General features: G+C 48.9%; 13 protein-coding genes, 1 tRNA gene and 2 pseudogenes. 5 read left to right on the top strand and 11 right to left on the bottom strand.

What is annotated here, in order from left to right; all coding sequences use genetic code 11:
* Positions 1 to 46 precede the first annotated feature (46 nt).
* Positions 47 to 1936 carry a penicillin-binding protein 2 gene (gene mrdA, locus FT726_RS15035; protein ID WP_288423174.1) on the top strand — a complete coding sequence of 630 codons (1890 nt, stop codon included), beginning with the start codon at positions 47 to 49 and terminating at the stop codon, positions 1934 to 1936.
* On the opposite strand, the gene FT726_RS15030 is transcribed toward mrdA, so the two are convergent.
* The 5 genes from FT726_RS15030 to FT726_RS15010 all read right to left on the bottom strand — a co-directional run bounded on the left by FT726_RS15030 (position 1937) and on the right by FT726_RS15010 (position 6241).
* A complete protein-coding gene (locus tag FT726_RS15030) occupies positions 1937 to 2647 on the bottom strand; it encodes a diguanylate cyclase (protein ID WP_346302981.1) in 711 nt (236 codons plus the stop codon).
* Entirely contained in the window at positions 2644 to 3030 is a 387-nt protein-coding gene (locus tag FT726_RS15025; protein ID WP_021507651.1) for a DUF1987 domain-containing protein, read from the bottom strand. The genes FT726_RS15030 and FT726_RS15025 overlap by 4 nt, the downstream gene beginning before the upstream one ends.
* A 6-nt stretch (positions 3031 to 3036) precedes the next feature.
* Entirely contained in the window at positions 3037 to 3588 is a 552-nt protein-coding gene (locus tag FT726_RS15020) for a SiaB family protein kinase (RefSeq protein ID WP_058774864.1), read from the bottom strand.
* 10 nt (positions 3589 to 3598) lie between these two features.
* The gene (locus tag FT726_RS15015) at positions 3599 to 4822 is read right to left on the bottom strand and encodes a SpoIIE family protein phosphatase (protein WP_141496221.1); all 1224 of its coding nucleotides are present in this window, start codon (positions 4820 to 4822) and stop codon (positions 3599 to 3601) included.
* Positions 4823 to 4915: 93 nt separating this feature from the next.
* Positions 4916 to 6241, bottom strand: coding sequence for a PAS domain-containing methyl-accepting chemotaxis protein (locus tag FT726_RS15010; RefSeq protein WP_282996806.1), 1326 nt, complete (start codon positions 6239 to 6241; stop codon positions 4916 to 4918).
* 193 nt (positions 6242 to 6434) lie between these two features.
* On the opposite strand from FT726_RS15010, the gene FT726_RS15005 reads away from it, so the two are divergent.
* Positions 6435 to 6510 (top strand) — tRNA-Phe (locus FT726_RS15005).
* Between the two features lie 427 nt (positions 6511 to 6937).
* Here FT726_RS15005 and FT726_RS15000 read toward each other — a convergent pair.
* Positions 6938 to 7231, bottom strand: a pseudogene (locus FT726_RS15000) (ArdC-like ssDNA-binding domain-containing protein); the annotation flags it as partial.
* A gap of 900 nt (positions 7232 to 8131) precedes the next feature.
* Here FT726_RS15000 and FT726_RS14995 point away from each other — a divergent pair.
* Both FT726_RS14995 and FT726_RS14990 read left to right on the top strand, forming a co-directional pair.
* Positions 8132 to 9583: an AAA family ATPase gene (locus tag FT726_RS14995; RefSeq protein WP_275026455.1), complete on the top strand. Its 1452-nt coding sequence runs from the start codon at positions 8132 to 8134 to the stop codon at positions 9581 to 9583.
* A gap of 5 nt (positions 9584 to 9588) precedes the next feature.
* Complete coding sequence (locus FT726_RS14990) at positions 9589 to 10506, top strand: hypothetical protein (protein WP_275026453.1); 918 nt, start codon at positions 9589 to 9591, stop codon at positions 10504 to 10506.
* Here the strand turns inward: FT726_RS14990 and FT726_RS14985 are convergent.
* The gene (locus FT726_RS14985) at positions 10496 to 11389 is read right to left on the bottom strand and encodes an integrase domain-containing protein (protein WP_275026451.1); all 894 of its coding nucleotides are present in this window, start codon (positions 11387 to 11389) and stop codon (positions 10496 to 10498) included. The two genes, FT726_RS14990 and FT726_RS14985, sit on opposite strands and share 11 nt — an antisense overlap.
* Positions 11390 to 12197: 808 nt before the next feature.
* Between FT726_RS14985 and FT726_RS14980 the strand changes: the two genes are divergently transcribed.
* A complete protein-coding gene (locus FT726_RS14980) occupies positions 12198 to 12569 on the top strand; it encodes a hypothetical protein (RefSeq protein WP_275026449.1) in 372 nt (123 codons plus the stop codon).
* Positions 12570 to 12585: 16 nt separating this feature from the next.
* On the opposite strand, the gene FT726_RS14975 is transcribed toward FT726_RS14980, so the two are convergent.
* The 4 genes and pseudogenes from FT726_RS14975 to FT726_RS14960 all read right to left on the bottom strand — a co-directional run.
* Positions 12586 to 13128 (bottom strand): hypothetical protein, encoded by a 543-nt coding sequence (locus tag FT726_RS14975; RefSeq protein ID WP_346302980.1) that lies wholly within the window; start codon positions 13126 to 13128, stop codon positions 12586 to 12588.
* The gene (locus FT726_RS14970) at positions 13116 to 14381 is read right to left on the bottom strand and encodes a hypothetical protein (RefSeq protein ID WP_346302979.1); all 1266 of its coding nucleotides are present in this window, start codon (positions 14379 to 14381) and stop codon (positions 13116 to 13118) included. Before FT726_RS14970 ends, FT726_RS14975 begins: the two co-directional genes overlap by 13 nt.
* Positions 14382 to 14530: 149 nt before the next feature.
* Positions 14531 to 15511 (bottom strand): annotated as a pseudogene (locus tag FT726_RS14965) (conjugal transfer protein TraG N-terminal domain-containing protein); the annotation flags it as partial.
* Positions 15512 to 15579: 68 nt separating this feature from the next.
* Positions 15580 to 15873 (bottom strand): 2Fe-2S iron-sulfur cluster-binding protein (locus FT726_RS14960; protein WP_346302978.1); only part of this gene is annotated, 294 nt, incomplete at its 5' end.

Raw genomic sequence — 15873 nt, 5'->3', positions numbered from 1 at the left:
GATCTCTCCCTATCATTAGCGTGATAATGAAGAGACTAAGCCCCTGATGAATTTCCGCAATTTCGAAGCCGAAGAGAAACTGTTTGTGCGCCGCGCGCTGGTGGCGTTTGCCCTGGTTGTTATCTGCTTCACCATTCTTGGCATCAACCTGTATCGCTTACAGGTGGATCAGCACAGCTATTACCAGACGCGTTCCAACGAGAACGACATCAAAATGATCCCCATCGCGCCGACGCGCGGGCTGATCTTCGATCGCAACGGCATCCCGCTGGTGCGCAACGTTACCTGGTACGACATCCTCGTCACGCCGTACAAAATCGACAACATGCAGGCGACGCTGAAGGCGCTGACGCCTATCGTCGATCTGACACCGGATGATATCGAAACCTTTGAGCATGAACTGAAGCAGAGCAGCCGCTATAAACCGGTGGAGCTGAAGGCCGAGCTCACCGACGAAGAGGTGGCGCGCTTCTCGGTCAATCAGTTCCGCTTCACCGGCGTCACCATCGATACCTATCAGGATCGGGAATACCCGTACGGCGCCGATCTGGCGCACGTGGTCGGCTACGTGTCGAAGATTAACGATAACGATTACAAGCGGCTCAATGCCGAGGGCGTCGGGGAGAATTACGCCGCCGACCACAACATCGGTAAGCAGGGCATTGAGGGCTACTACGAATCTCTGCTGCACGGCAAAACCGGCTATCAGGAAGTGGAAGTGGATAACCACGGCCGCATCGTGCGCGTGCTGAAAGAGGTGCCGCCGGTAGCAGGCAAAAACATCTGGCTGACGCTGGATCTGCATCTGCAGCAGTATGTGGAGAGCCAGCTGGCCGGGCAGCGTGCGGCGGTGCTGATTGAGGATCCGCACGATGGCGGCGTGCTGGCGATGGTCTCCAGCCCGAGCTACGATCCCAACCCGTTCGTGAAGGGCATTAGCTACAAAGCCTATAAAACGCTGCTGCAGGATAAAAACCTGCCGCTGATCAATCGCGTCACCCAGGGGCTGTATCCACCGGCATCGACGGTAAAACCCTACATGGCGATGTCGGCGCTGCTGAGCAAAGTGATTACGCCGGGCACCACCTTCTTTGGCGCGCCGACCTGGACGCTGCCGGGCACCGATCGCAAATACCGCGACTGGAAAAAGTCCGGCCACGGCATGCTCGACGTCACCAAAGCGATTGAAGAGTCCGCCGACACTTTCTTCTATCAGGTGGCGTTCATGATGGGCATCGACCGCATCCACAGCATGCTCAGCCAGTTCGGCTACGGCAAACCTACCGGTATCGATTTGAATGAAGAGTACGCCGGGCTGCTGCCAAGCCGCGAATGGAAGCAGAAAGTGCATAAACATACGTGGTATCAGGGCGATACGGTATCGGTGGGCATCGGCCAGGGCTACTGGATTGCCACGCCGATTCAGATGGTGAAAGCCATGGTAGCGCTGATCAATAACGGCCGGGTGATTAATCCGCACCTGCTGGCTAAAGCACAGCGCGGCACCTGGCAGCAGCTTTATCAGCCGACCGCGCCGCAGCCGCAGATTGGCGATGCGAAATCACCGTACTGGTCGCTGGTGCGGCACGCCATGTTTGGTATGGCTAACGCGCCTAACGGCACCGGTTATAAATATTTCCATACCGCGCCGTACGGCATCGCCGCCAAGTCCGGTACGTCGCAGGTGTTTAGCCTGAAGCAGAACCAGACTTACAACGCGAAGATGATTCCGGTGCGCCTGCGCGACCACATTTTCTATACCGCCTTTGCGCCGTTTAACAACCCGCAGGTGGCGGTGGCGCTGATTCTGGAAAACGGCGGTAACGAAGGCATTACGGCCGCGCCGGTGATGCGCAATATCCTCGACCATATCTTCCTGCCGCCGCCGGATAGCAGCGTGCCGATGCAGACAGCCAGCACCGCGCAGGTGCATTGATCAGCGGAAAAATACCCGGTTGCGGCCGTGGTGTTTGGCATCGTAGAGCGCGGCATCGGCATTGCTGTATAGCGTGTCGAAATCGGAGCCCGGCTTACCGTAGCTCACGCCGAGGCTGGCGGTCACCAGTTGCTGCGGCAGCACCGCCAGCGGCGAGGCGTTAAGCGAGGCGTGGATCGCACCGGCGACAATCACCGCGTCGGACAGGCGATAGTGCGGCAGCAGCACGGTAAACTCTTCGCCGCCGATGCGGCCAATGCTGGCGCCGGCCGGGCAGTGCGCCTGAATGCGCGTCACCAGCCCGCAAATCACCTTATCGCCCATCGGATGGCCGTATTCGTCGTTGATTTTTTTGAAGTGGTCGATATCCAGAATGATCAACGCCGCCGGACCGCTCTCCAGCGTCTGGCTGATGCGCTGAATAATCGCGCCGCGATTCCACACTGCCGTCAGCGGATCGTGGCTGGCTTTGTACTCCAGCTCCTGCGCCAGCTGGTTCAACTGCTCATTCACGCGGTTTAGTTCGCGCTCCGCGCGATCGCTGCGGGAGATCAGCCGCCAGGTTTCGCGCATCAGGCGCTGATAGTGGTGATTCAGATGCAGCAGCGCCTCGCGGTAATCCTGCGCGCTCAGCGTGTTTTGCGCCGCCACATGTTGTGAGCGATTCAGCACCTCGCTCTCTTCACGGAACAGCTCATTGAGGTCCATCATGACGCCAGTTCCGCCTGCAGATTAACCTGCAGATCGGTAAAATCCAGCGCCAGTTCCTGACCAAACTCTTCCGCGATGTCATCTTCCGCATCAAACAGCCAGTTCAGCGTGACGCGCTGACCGCGCTGCGCCAGCTGGTTGAACAGATCGAACAGGCTGAACAGCATTTTGGTGCTGGAGCTGTTGAAGTAGCGCAGCGCGATAGTGACGACCACGGCGTCGTTGTCGGTGGGTTGCCACTGCTCAAGGGCATCCAGCAGCGGGCGATAAAACGCCGCCGCGTTCTCCGGCCACGACTCGCCGCGCAGCGCAAACTGGCGGGTGGCAAAATCAAAACTCACTTCGGGCGTGCTCTCAGTGGCAGCGATAATCAGGTTTTGCATACAACCTCAATCCTGGTGAATGGTGGCTTTAAGCCAAAACGTGGCGTAGCCGCTGGCGGGCAGCGGACGCAGTTCATACTCCAGCGGTTCACTGACATCACGGGCAAGCGTCAGCAAACCGATATTGGCCCCTTTGCTGGTGGCGGGGCTCTCGGTGCGCAGACCGACACGGTAGGCCTGCTTAATTTCGTCGTTACTCATGGTACGCAGCAGATCGAGCCAGTCGCGCAGCTGCTCGCAGGCGGCCTGTTCGACCTGATTACTGCTCTCCAGCACGTAGTTATCGCCATCCACGTGCAGCGTTACGGTGCCAAAGCGAAAGTGCTGTTCGGCGTGGCTCAGGGTACGGCTGTCCTGCGAATAGCGCAGGATATTCTGCACAATCTCGACAAAGCTGGAGAACAGCCGGCGGCGCACTTTCAGCGGGGCCTGCTGGTTTTCCAGAAACACTTTGATCACTTCACCCATCGCGGTGATGTTCTGCGGCGAAAAGAAGCCGGTATAGTGCAGCGCAACGCTGTCGGGCGGCAGGTGCGTGCCGGTGGAAGCTGGATGCATAAGAGGCTCGTTAATAACGCAGGCCAAACCAGGTGACGTCATCGCGTCGCGGCTGGTTGCCCTGCCAGTGAAGAAATGCCTGCGCAAACGCCGTGGAGAGCTCGGCCATCGGCAGGGTTTTATGTTGTGCAATGACCGTCTGAATCCGCTTTTTACCGAACATAATCTGCCGCGCGCCGCCGGGTTGATCGGTCACGCCGTCGCTCATCACCAGCAGCACATCGCCGGGCTGCAGTGTGCGCTGCTGCTGCGGCCAGCAATAGTCGTGCGGTGTATCGGTATAGCCAACGCCGACGCGATCGGCCTGCAGCGCGGCGGCTTCACCCTGTACCGGCTGCAGCACCGCGTGCATGCGCGCGCTGGCCCAGCTCAGCTGATGGCTGGCCGTCTCCAGCCGCAGCGCAATCGCATCGCAGCCGTCGTTGGACAGCGAAGTCTGCTGCGAGGCGTTAAGCTGGCCCAGGGTTTGTTTGATGTGGCGGTTAAGCGCCTGCAGCAGGGCAGACGGCGTACGATGGTTGTGCTGCAGCGCACGCTCCAGCGCCGCATGCAGAATCACCGTCATAAACGCGCCGGGAATGCCGTGACCGGTGCAGTCGGCAATCAGCGCCAGCCAGCCGTGCTCGTCGCGGTGAAAGGCGTAATAGTCGCCGCCCACGCCATCGCGCGGCTGCCAGTGCAGGCACCAGTCGCTCAGCTGCTGCGCCATCTGCTGCCGCGAGCGGTCCAGCATCGCGTCCTGAATCACCCGCGCGTAATCGATGCTCTGTAAAATTTGCTGATGCTGCTGCGCCTGCAAATCGGAGACGGTACGAATCAGGTCGATACCCAGACCGATGCCAATATAGCGGCCCTGTTCAGTCACGATAAAACCATCGGTTACTGATTTATCCCCGCTGGCGACCACCTGCTGCGCGACCCGATCGAGTTCGGTTTCGGCATCGATCACCAGCGGTTGTTTATCCATAAAGGCGATACAGCTTTTACGATCGTACAGCTCGCGGAAGAACGGGCGCGTCATTTGCGACAGAAAGATGTGGCGGTTGATCATGCCGAACGGCGTGCCGTTTTCCACCACCGGCAGGCCAATCAAATCTTTGTGTTCGCTAAACAGCGCCATTACCGCCGTGTTGTCCATCGCTGGCGTGACGAACGGCACCGCAATACACAGCGAACGCGCGCGGGCACGACCCGTCAGGGCGCTAAGCCCGGTGCGGAAATCAGGCTGCTGCATGAGAAAGAGTCTGGCGTTGATTAGGAATAATCTTAGGTTACGGCACGGCGATGACACTTTTATGTCACCGCCGGCCAGTGCACGCTACGGCGCTTACTGCGGGGCTTTTAGTGCATCGGCGACGTGGCTGATGGCGCGCACCACCTCACTGGAGCTGCCGCGAATTTCGGCAATCACACCGCCCGCCTGCTGCGCGAGCACTACGCCCTGATCGGCACGTTTCAGGTTCGACGCGATGCCTTTCTGCGCCTTATCCGCCAGCAGATGGTTATGCCTCACCCGATTCTCGATTTCGCTGGTGGCGCGATTGATGTTCGCTGCGAGGGTGCGTACTTCACTGGCAACCACGGCAAAGCTGCGGCCATGCTGACCGGCGCGCGCGGCTTCCACTGCCGCATTGAGCGCCAGCAGATTGGTTTGGTCGGCAATACGGCGGATGCTTTCCACGATGGCGCCGATGCGATCGGAGGAGTCGCTCAGATCATTGATATCACCAGAAATACCGTGCAGTTCGCTGGCCAGCGCATTGATATTCTGCACGCTGTTCTCAATGACCGCCGCACCCTGTTGTGTGCTTTCGCTGGTATGCAGCGCGGTTTGCCAGGCCTGCTGCGCTGCTTCGCGCTCCAGCTGGTTTTTTTCCACCTGCGCGGTAACGTCGGTGGCGAACTTCACCACTTTGTACAGCTCGCCGGCGCTGTTAAACACCGGATTATAGGTGGCGCGCAGCCAGACGGTATTGCCCTGCTTATTGACGCGCTCGAACTGGCCGGAAATGTATTCACCCTGATTGAGCTTGTGCCAGAAGCGGCGATAGGCCTCGCTGGTGCGCATTTCGGGCGGACAGAACAGGCTGTGATGGCGACCGATAATCTCATCAGCGCGATAGCCCATGGTATTGAAGAAGTTATCGTTGGCCATCAGCACTTCACCTTTGAGGTTGAAGGCAATCACCGCCATCGAGCGCTCAATGGCGGTGGTCATGGCGCGCTGCTCCTGCGCATCCATGATGCGCGCGGTGATATCACTCGCCAGCTTGACGATTTTGATCACCCGGCCGTGGCGATCCTGCACCGGTACGTAGTTGGCTTCCAGCCAGATCGGACGGCTGTGCTTCGCCACGCGCAAAAACTTATCGCTGAAGCCTTCGCCGCGATTCAGACGCTGCCAGAACTCGCGATACTGCGGTGACTGCACCATATCCGGCGTGCAGAACAGGCTGTGATGCTGGCCGACAATTTCTGCCAGCGTGTAGCCCATGCGCTCCAGAAACAGCGTGTTAGCGGTGAGGATGTGACCATCAGGCGTAAACTCAACCATAGCGATGGCCTCCTGCAGCGAACTAAGCGTTGCGCTGCTGTGACTGCGTTTCTGCCACGCGAGGCGCGACAGGATTCCCGATGTAATCGTGCTGAACATGGTGGACCTTATTATGGTTATGGGATGTCAGCACGGTTATCGGCGTGGGTGGCTAAAAATTCATCACTAAATAACGCGGTTGCGCAGGTTTTTACCATCGGGTCCGGCGGTTGCTGCAAAAGGCAGCAGTCAGCTGATTTTTACCGAAAAGCGTTTGACGGTACGGCGCGAGTAAGGTTTAATGCGCCCCGTTGCCCGGATAGCTCAGTCGGTAGAGCAGGGGATTGAAAATCCCCGTGTCCGTGGTTCGATTCCGCGTCCGGGCACCACTCACATCAAGGCACTGGTCAGAAAGACATTTTCTGACGGGTGACTGAAAGAAGGTGGCGTTCCAGCAACGGTGAGTGCAGAGTAAATGCACCATCCTGGTTTAAAGCCAACCTTCTGAAAGGGTATCAGTTAGCGCTGATACCCTTTTTTTATTGGCACTAACAATAATTGCCGTACTGTTGCCTTATGTTAATTACAAACGCCTTTATGAGTTTTTAAAGGTAATGCTTACAGTTATGGACGATCCCATTTCCCATTGTATTACTCGAAAATTCTCTTCTATTGTTTCTGCATAATTACAGTATATGACATCAATTAATTAAGAAAGCATGGATGTTATTTTTATTAATCAAATATGATTTTCAAGGTTTTCGGTAATACAATTAAACCAGCAGCAGAATTGTAACACGCGCGATTTAATTCAACTTAAGTCACATGCATGCTGGGAGTGTTTAGCATTTCCAGTGTCTGACCGCGCCTATCAGCACAAAGCCCGCCATTAATCTGATAATTCGGATGTGGCAGATGTTTGTGACAGGACTGAAAATCTTGCTCCTCGGTTACTAACCATAACAGCGTGATATTTACTCCGTAGTAGTGGCGGCGGGTCGGCGCGTTGAATAGGATCGGAGATTCAGCGGGACGCTTACTGTCTCGCCTGGGTTTACACCAGGATAAAACTTCTCGCTCGATCGACGCTACGATTTTGCCGATGACTTGCTGGTAGAGATCAGCTTAGTCGGTTTGGGATTTAGGTTTTATGTGTTTGGTCTGCGTGGGATACTCCTTACGTGGCGTATCCCTTCACGTAATGGCGAAATGATACGCCACTGGGCAGGTTGAAATTGAGGGTGGTTACTCGAGGTTATGAAGGATTGCTTCAGGTCTTGGCCATTGGCCACCAAAGTGCTTTGTAAGCCACTTCTGAACATCAAGCCATTCAGAAAGCGTGCCATCTGATGAGAAATCATAGCAGCCGACGCAAAATCGATGCGTCAGAAGTAGTGTGGCTTGCACCATGGAGTCACAAGGCCGGTCTGGTGACCAGTTGAACGATGTCTTGCAGAATTCACTGCCAGACGAATGTTGGCCAGGGAAGAAACTTTCATACTCAAGATCTTCCTTCTCTTCGCCGTTAAAAGAGATAGCGGGTTATAGAATACCGCTTTGTACTATCAGGACAGCGGGCTGCCGCAGTGGGTAGCGGCCATCGCATGTGCAAAGCACTAACGGTGGCTTATGGCCAGGAACAAGCCGGTTTTGTATTATCGAAAACACGTTTGAAAGTTGTACGGTGAACAGTAACCACTGGTCGTCAGGTACTGATTTCAGTTGGGTGAAGCAATGGCAATAGCCCATGGGTAAATCCTCCAGATGTGAAAAGAGGGGGATTTATCCGCTAACGGGATTAAATCCCCGTTAGGGTGGGTACTGCGTGCCGTGCGGCGAAGTGATGAGGGAACCTTGACCATCGTAGATGGCACCCGCTCTAAAGGTGTGCGGGTATAGGGACCGCCAGTTGGCGCTTCTTTCAGGTCCGTGAAGCTTAGCTGTCATTCGTAAACGTAATGAAAATATCTAATACAAAATCTTTTATAATGCAAGTTTTTAGGAGCTGTAATGATCTCTAACATTTCATTTAATAATAAGGAAATAAAACTTTATGATGAAGGCGGTCTTGGAGCATCAATATTTGATATTGACTCAATCTCACTTTTAATCGGTGAGAATGGCAGCGGAAAGACCCAATTTTTAAAGGCAATTGTCAACGAAATTACCTCTAAATTGGGTGGGAGTTTCTCTACTGGATGCCATATTAGCTACACAACTGATGAGACTTTAAAAGGCAAAGACTGGGGGTGTATATACTTTACACCGGTGCCATTCAGGCCTGACTTCCCGCGAAGGAAAAGCTTTCAGGATGCATCATCTTTAAAACCAAATCTTGATGTGAAAAAAATAATTGATTACGCCTATATTTTAGAGTTATATGGCATAGAGTTAAATATTGTTGCCGCGTCGAATAACAACATAAAAAAAATTCTATATTCACTGTTAACAAACTTGATAGCAAATTATAAATCTTCAATTTCCGGAAGCTCAGACACACCCATATTTTTCCAGAGATTTAATAGAATGCAACAGATTATTGATTCTATATCTGCTCCCTCCAACCCGTTTACAAAAGATTTGACAAGATTAGGGGTTGATAGAGTGGATTTATTCAATTTACTTGAAGATATACTGCAATATTTATCGTCAAATCATTCACCGAGTAAAGTTTTTGCCACTTTCATTTATATCTCATCAACTTTAAAAGGACGGGACTCCGAGAAGACAAGAAGAGCCATGAATATATTTCTATCTCAATTTGATTCAGAAAGAAATAACATCCCCCTAGCTGATGAAGAACAAGCGGAAATTGAAAGGATAGAGAGATTTCTTAGTTTCCATGAAGAGTCATTAAATGTTTTCAGCGATGATGATTTAAAATTACCGATGTCACTACCTAAAGATGAAAACGTACTAGATAGGTATCAGGTAAGTAATTTCTTTAAGCTGGAAGTGAATAACCTAAGCTCTGGACAATTAGCAGTAATAAACCAGGTTATTTCATTATCAATGAAGTTAGAAACATTAAAGAAAGATAAATTTAAAAAAATAGTAATACTGATAGATGAAGGAGATGCATTTCTTCATCTTGAATGGCAACGACTATATGTGTACCAATTAAATCTCGTATTGAAAGACTTTAAAATCAGGTTCGGCTTTGAAGTAATTCAATTGATATTATCAACTCACTCACCTCTGTTAGCTACGGATATACCTAGCGATTTCATATGCAGACTTGATTCAGGAAAAGACGCAAGTGTAGCATTTGCATCTCCAATACACTCATTGCTGAGTAATTCTTTCGGTGCAAAAACTATTGGTGAGTTTGCTTCATCACGAATCAATGAAGTTGTCAGAAATATGAAGTCAGGTAGAACTTCAGAGAAAGATAAATATATTATAAGTTGCATTGACAACCCAGTATTGAAAAAAGAAATACTACGCCTTGAGAGGGAGTGAATAGTATGATTATCTCTATAATAGGCAGTTGGAAAAACATAGAAGCTGAACATGCCAAATTTCTTGAAAGTGTATTGAGTGACTTTTATACAAAACAAGAGAAGGGTAAGATCGCTTTACCCCTAGCCTATGATTTTCTAAAGATTGTTCATGGCGATATCATTTCAAATGAACATAACCGGATTTTGAATAGTATTCAGTTATATAAACGGAGTGTGGCTGATAATGCTCACATTCCAAAGTATGAAGAGTCTCTGAGAAATGAAGTAAAAAAAGTATTAAATTACAATAAGTTTGTTAGAAAAAGTGGCGCTTATAATGCGTATTCTCTGTGTGGAGCATCAACTGCTCGTACTTGCCCATATTGTAACCATGCATTTTCTTTTACATTCATAAAAAGAGGAAAAGGAATGCGGCCAACACTTGACCATTATTATGATAAGGATTCATATCCTCACTTAGCCCTGACTTTGTATAACCTTATTCCATCTTGTTATAGCTGCAACTCAAACCTGAAGGGTAGAAAGGACTTTAGTGAAAATAAACATTTACACCCGTTGTTTGATAGCGAAGTAATATCATTTAGCTTGCGTAATGAAAAGGATATAGTGATCGATACTTTAGAAATGATTGATCAATCTCGGAGTAAAATAAAAATAGAGCTAAAAGCAGACAATCAGGAAGCAAAATCATCAATTAAAACTTTTTTATTGAGTGAAAGATATGCCAATTTTGTTGATGCAGCAATAAACTTCTCACGAGCAAAATATTACTTTGATGAACTGAAAAACAATAATCAATTAGACATAATTGATGATATTAAAGAAGAGGTGGTTTTAAGGTTCGATAAGACAGATTATCAAAATGAACTTCTTGGGAGATTGTTTTTTGATATGTATAATCAATTTAACCTTATGAAATGAGGTTGTACACTTTATTAACGAAGTCCCCTCTTCCATCCCCATGCCCCAAATCCATCGATACCATCGCCTCAGCTTCTTTCCTGCTGAGGCCTTTATCCATATGCCATTCTGTAGCTTCTCGCGAATACGCATATCTCAAACTATGCGGCGCTTCTTTCCCAGAAAGTCCTGCATCTTTAGCCACATTTCGGTAGCGTTCGATCGCGCTCCTAAGCCCAACTTTATCAACCAACTTACCGTTATGTTCTGATGAATAAGCCACTGCAGCATTCAAGCTATGAATCAGGTCTTCACGCCTAACGACCGTTGTGTCTCTCGGTCTGCCGCCTTTAGTGCCGAACACTACACGTAACCTTTCATCCCCTCGCGCCAGCGCCTGCTGCCACGTTTTGAGCGATTTGGCCGACTGTACCGCTTCCTCCGTTCGCAACCCTAGATAACGCGCAATCTCCATTGCCAGCGCTACACCTTCGTCTTTACTGCGTACAAGGGCGAGCGCCTCGTGAAAGCGCTCGTCCGTAATAGCCGTCTTTGATCCGGCTCGGCTGGCACCAGACAGTTTGAGAGCATCGTTACTCAACTTCTCATGCTTCGGATCGGCCAGCTTTGTTCTGCCTGCAGTAGTCAGAATCGCGCGCAGCGCCGCCATCTCATTTTGCAGCGTGCGCTTTGAAATATCTTCCGCCAAGCGGCTTCTAACGTAATTCTCGATGTGATGCGTCTTAATATGATTCACGTCCCTGATCTGGATGTTGAGTTTCAGCATCTGCTCAGCCAGCCGTGCGGCTATACGCGAACGATCGGCAACGGTTTTAAAGCTGCCGCCAGATTGTCTGGCCAGCGTTACCAACTGCTTGCTGAACTGCTTGTTTCCGCGTGACATACATCCTCCAAAACATCTCTACCCCGACGGCACGGTTTCAGGTTGCGCTTCCTGCGTCTCAGCGGATATCTGTGCATCGGGGCGGCGAAATGTTAAGCTGTTGCGAGGTCCCCACAGCTCTCAGGGCTGATCGCGGCTAATGCCGGTTCCTGATTTCTCAGGACGCCCCCGTCCGTCAGGTTTGCTGATGTCGCCTTGATATCGCGTTGATTTCCTCCTCAGATAAGTTGCTAACGTTCACTGAATGTTGGAGTGGTTGATGGTTGTAATAACGGACTACGTGTTGGTCAGACGGTAAGCGTCGTCGCAGAAGGTCGTATTACGTGGTGTTGACGTATACGCGCTGCGCGCGTCACTTGGTTGTTGCTACGCGCCAACGCAAGTGACGCCGCGCAGCTTCTGCCTGTAATTGCGAGGTTCGTTCGTCGCCAAATGTTCCAAATGGCGGAAACGATCACGCAAACTGGCTGTGCGCAGTAGCTTGTATCGATGAGATGAAGTTGATTGAACCGTAGTGATGTAGTGGAAACCTTGGGCGTTGCTTTTGCCCGCTACTTGGAAAGGTTGAGTAGCTTTGCCGGTTATCCCGGATGCAGCCGCCATATGGCGTTTCTCACAGGCTGCTGAAACTTTCGCTGATGACCGCCGCTGTGGTGCCCCTTTCAGGCCATGAGGGCTTTGTTGGTTGCGTAAACAATGGCAACGAACAAAATTTAGCGAGCCTGATTTTCTGCGTCAAATTGTTGGACACAATTTAGTTGAAAAAATGATCATAAGGGTTAATGCTTATTGTATATTTATGAATTAATTGAGACGACAGAATGAACAACAACGCTACCATAACGGTAAAGTTGCTGGCACAATCGTAAAAGCGACTGCAACCATCTTCTCTAAGTTTAGATTCAAAATGCTAGCTCATGCTGGCGGCTCTAGAATTAAAATAGTTATAGCTAATGCGGGATTTATTAGCATGGTCTTCATTGCATTAATATTAGTTGCATTCGTCTTCTACAACACAGCGGGACTTATTGGGCTGGGGATTTTGGCTTTACTGGCACTTCTGCTACCAAAATCATACTCAATTCCTGTCGAAGAAGTTGAGTATGATTTCAATGATGGTTATAGAAATGGCCCTGAAGGATATGGCTATTATTCAGGAGGTTATAAAATAGATGAATGATAACTCTTAATTTCAATCACTCATCACAATAGATTAAAGGTATTGCACTTGTTTCCTTTACCGCATGTGAAAAAGAGGAAAGTATCCATAACAACTGAGTAATGTGACCACTTACTTTTTCACCCCTCTGAATTTTTCCAAATTCCGCTGCTATTAACTTTTTAGATATAAATGAGCAGCTCAATATACATTTTCTGTGGAGCTTATAGTCTTTTAGTAATTCAGTGAGATATTTATCTAAATTGGTAGCATTGCCCTTTCTAACCCTCTTGATTCGAGTAGGGCCAGAATAGGAGTTGTAATCTGAAGAGAATTTATCATGCATTTTTTTAGTTAAATCTGACTGACTAAAATTAAGATAGCCTAAGTTTTTAACTGCCTGACCAATAACATCATGAAGATTACTTGCGGAAGTACTCTGCGGGCCATGTTTAGAATGGATGAAATTGATGCAAGAATCTTTTTTATTAAATGTTATGTGGTCAGCCCATTCAGTCCCCAAGTCGTCACAAAAAACATAGTCGTCGCGTTTGTGCTCATTCTCAACTAAATAAAACATTGAGTCACGTGAGAAATTAACACTGTTTTTTCTAAATGCCCCTTTTCGCTCTTAACTAAAGACATGTTTTTTATTGGATGTAACATTTCTAATATGCTTTCTATTTCAGCCACTCCAGAATCATCCTGAAAGCAATTGCCTATGAAATACATATATCTCGGATCATTAAATGTGATGCTATAAAATCCATTTTTTATTATATAGCTTTGTAGTGTTACATCACTGCCAGAAATATTTACTTTTAATGATCTTAAAAACGACGAGTCAAATGTCATTGTTTTATTATTGAAACGAATGATTGCTTTTCCTACAACCTTCTCAATGCTATTAGCTGAATCAATAGTGTAAACTCTTTCAAGATGTCTAAATAATTTATCCATCTCTTTGGTATTCAGCGCTACATCATTTCCTTTTTTATTAACATACTTAATCGGAATGCTGTCTTCATTGAGTTGATCATATAATGATGAACTCTCGATCAATATTGCATTTGGGGATGTAACAGCCAATACTTCTTGGAGTTTTTTTTGCTTTGCGAAGGCATCTAGAAAATCTTTTTCACCGCCGCCACTTTTAATTAGAGATAGCTGGTTATAAGCCCATAAGGCTAAATCATCAAAGTTTATTCTATGAGAAGATTCAACTAATCTTCCTGTACCCGATATAGTTCTTGTAATTAAACCTTGGCGATACTTTAAGAACAAAGGAATAGACCTGCCAGCAGCATGAGTTGAAAAAGTTCCCTTAAGATCTGCTGCTTCATAGGAGCGATTCCTGATTGCTTTGTCGGAGACAGTCATATTTCGCATGGAAATCCTCTGAAATGACACATCCGAATCATTGAAAGTATCAGCAATCATTGCATTCGTAATAAGGTCGAAATTATCTTCGATACTGTCAGAAATACTTGCACAGCTCTTTTTAACTATGCAAATATAGTTCTCAAATTCAAATATTATTATGAATGCATGTATTCGGTCGTATAAACCATCTTCCTCTTCATCTTTGCCTATGAAATAAACAGGTCTTATTGTTGGGAATATCTTAATTGAGTAGCGATATTGAATGTCTTGATCTATTAAAATTCCGACGTCTCGGAATGTATTTAAGATGTATTCTTGGTCCGGCTCTATATTATCATCAGCAGCATTAAGAATACGTGAAATAAAATCCTCATTAATATCTTGTAATCCAATATCATTCTTGAGGACGTAAAATTGGGCATTTTTCGTTAATTCTAATTTTTCAAGCATTGCTGCATCCTTACAAGCAAAGTTCATTAAGTCAAATTATCTTCGTGGGTCAATATTTAATCTAACCCATTAGCATTACTTGATCAATGATCATGATTTATTAATATCCTCCCGACTATGAATAAACTCTTACATTGTGATTTTATTGACTATTTTTTGATGGCGCCGCTTATAGTCTCACCTGCTTTTCCTGCAGCTCCTTGCACATTCTTGTCCCCATTTGAAAACATCTCAGCCATCCGGCCAACTCTGATCCCAGCCCAGCCAAACGCCGCCATCCACAACGCGGTCAGCACAATAAACATCGCCCCATAACAAAGTTCATAATAAAATCATCAGAGCTGTTCTGGAACCCAGCAGCATTCCTGCGGCTATGCGTATCAGAACTATAAAGCGCTTCCATCAACCAGCTGTCCAGCCAACGCGCCAGTTCCCACCAGAACGTCAGAAAATTAAGCGCGAACACCACAAAGCTGACAGTAATAACGGTTTTGAACTCATAACTGCCGAACGCCAATATCAATGGAAGCATCACATATATCGCCATCAACAATAATGCCTGCACCATCGGTAATGCCTGGCGCATAGCATCAAACGCTGGGAACGCAGCCAAACTTATCCAATGACATTCCCGTAATACCGCCAATGCGGCTGGCGGTGTTATCCAGCGTGAAATCAACATTTCCGCCATAACCGGCTTAGGTTCGACCATTCTCAGAAACGGTCAAACTCTCCGGGCTCACCAGGCGGCGAACAATGCTCTCTTTATGTTCAGCGTTATCTTTGCCCATCATTTTTAATGCTGCTGACATACATAGCCACATTCCCTGCGATGCCTGATCGACCACTCGCGCCTCAAGGCCGGTATCGCCGCTTGACCACCATTCGCGGCAGGTTGGATAACCACCGCGACCGGAGTCTGGTCTGCCGCTGTCGCGGCTTTCGTTCCACCAGAATGAGGTGTGCGGTGTCTTGGATTGCAGCTGATCATAATAGCCGCTGCCGTTCAAGGAGGTGCTGCTGCACAGCCATTCAACATCGCGAAGCGCGTCTTCTTCTTTAGTTTGTCCCTGATCCTGTTGTTTCTAAAGGTAAAGCGCTAGCGCATAGCAATCATTGGTAAAGTCTTGCGGAAGCGTGAGTTAAGTGCCGTTCGTACCCGTAGCCAGTTTGAATGCATACCCCGAGGGCACTCACCTCACAACGCCAGCTGCACTGCCGCGTCCCCGTCTTCGACTTGCGCCGGCACCGCGCAGCAGAGCAGCACCTCATCCTGCGCCAGCGTGATGTCTGGCCGGGAAGGGTAAGTCACCGCACCTTTCACCAGTTTTGTCTTACAGCTGCCGCAATGTCCGGCGCGACAGCTGTAAGCCGGGCTCAGGCCGCGCGCTTCGGCCAGCTCCAGTAGCGTGCCGGCCTGCGGCGTCCAGCGCGCTTCTTTCAGCGACTCTGTAAACACCACCGGCACCGCTTCGGTCGCCACCGGCGGCAG

Source organism: Pantoea sp. Morm (assembly GCF_016643525.1).
Classification (GTDB): Bacteria; Pseudomonadota; Gammaproteobacteria; order Enterobacterales; family Enterobacteriaceae; genus Pantoea; species Pantoea dispersa.
Note: the sequence above shows the minus strand (reverse complement) of the source record. Positions and strands in the feature narration are given on the sequence as shown.

What these genes read in the sequence shown, in the direction of transcription:
- mrdA (WP_288423174.1), top strand. Translation starts at nt 47, where the DNA reads ATGAATTTCCGCAATTTCGAAGCCGAAGAGAAACTGTTTGTGCGCCGC.
- FT726_RS15030 (WP_346302981.1), bottom strand. Translation starts at nt 2,647, where the DNA reads ATGATGGACCTCAATGAGCTGTTCCGTGAAGAGAGCGAGGTGCTGAAT.
- FT726_RS15025 (WP_021507651.1), bottom strand. Translation starts at nt 3,030, where the DNA reads ATGCAAAACCTGATTATCGCTGCCACTGAGAGCACGCCCGAAGTGAGT.
- FT726_RS15020 (WP_058774864.1), bottom strand. Translation starts at nt 3,588, where the DNA reads ATGCATCCAGCTTCCACCGGCACGCACCTGCCGCCCGACAGCGTTGCG.
- FT726_RS15015 (WP_141496221.1), bottom strand. Translation starts at nt 4,822, where the DNA reads ATGCAGCAGCCTGATTTCCGCACCGGGCTTAGCGCCCTGACGGGTCGT.
- FT726_RS15010 (WP_282996806.1), bottom strand. Translation starts at nt 6,241, where the DNA reads ATGTTCAGCACGATTACATCGGGAATCCTGTCGCGCCTCGCGTGGCAG.
- FT726_RS14995 (WP_275026455.1), top strand. Translation starts at nt 8,132, where the DNA reads ATGATCTCTAACATTTCATTTAATAATAAGGAAATAAAACTTTATGAT.
- FT726_RS14990 (WP_275026453.1), top strand. Translation starts at nt 9,589, where the DNA reads ATGATTATCTCTATAATAGGCAGTTGGAAAAACATAGAAGCTGAACAT.
- FT726_RS14985 (WP_275026451.1), bottom strand. Translation starts at nt 11,389, where the DNA reads ATGTCACGCGGAAACAAGCAGTTCAGCAAGCAGTTGGTAACGCTGGCC.
- FT726_RS14975 (WP_346302980.1), bottom strand. Translation starts at nt 13,128, where the DNA reads ATGTTTTATTTAGTTGAGAATGAGCACAAACGCGACGACTATGTTTTT.
- FT726_RS14970 (WP_346302979.1), bottom strand. Translation starts at nt 14,381, where the DNA reads ATGCTTGAAAAATTAGAATTAACGAAAAATGCCCAATTTTACGTCCTC.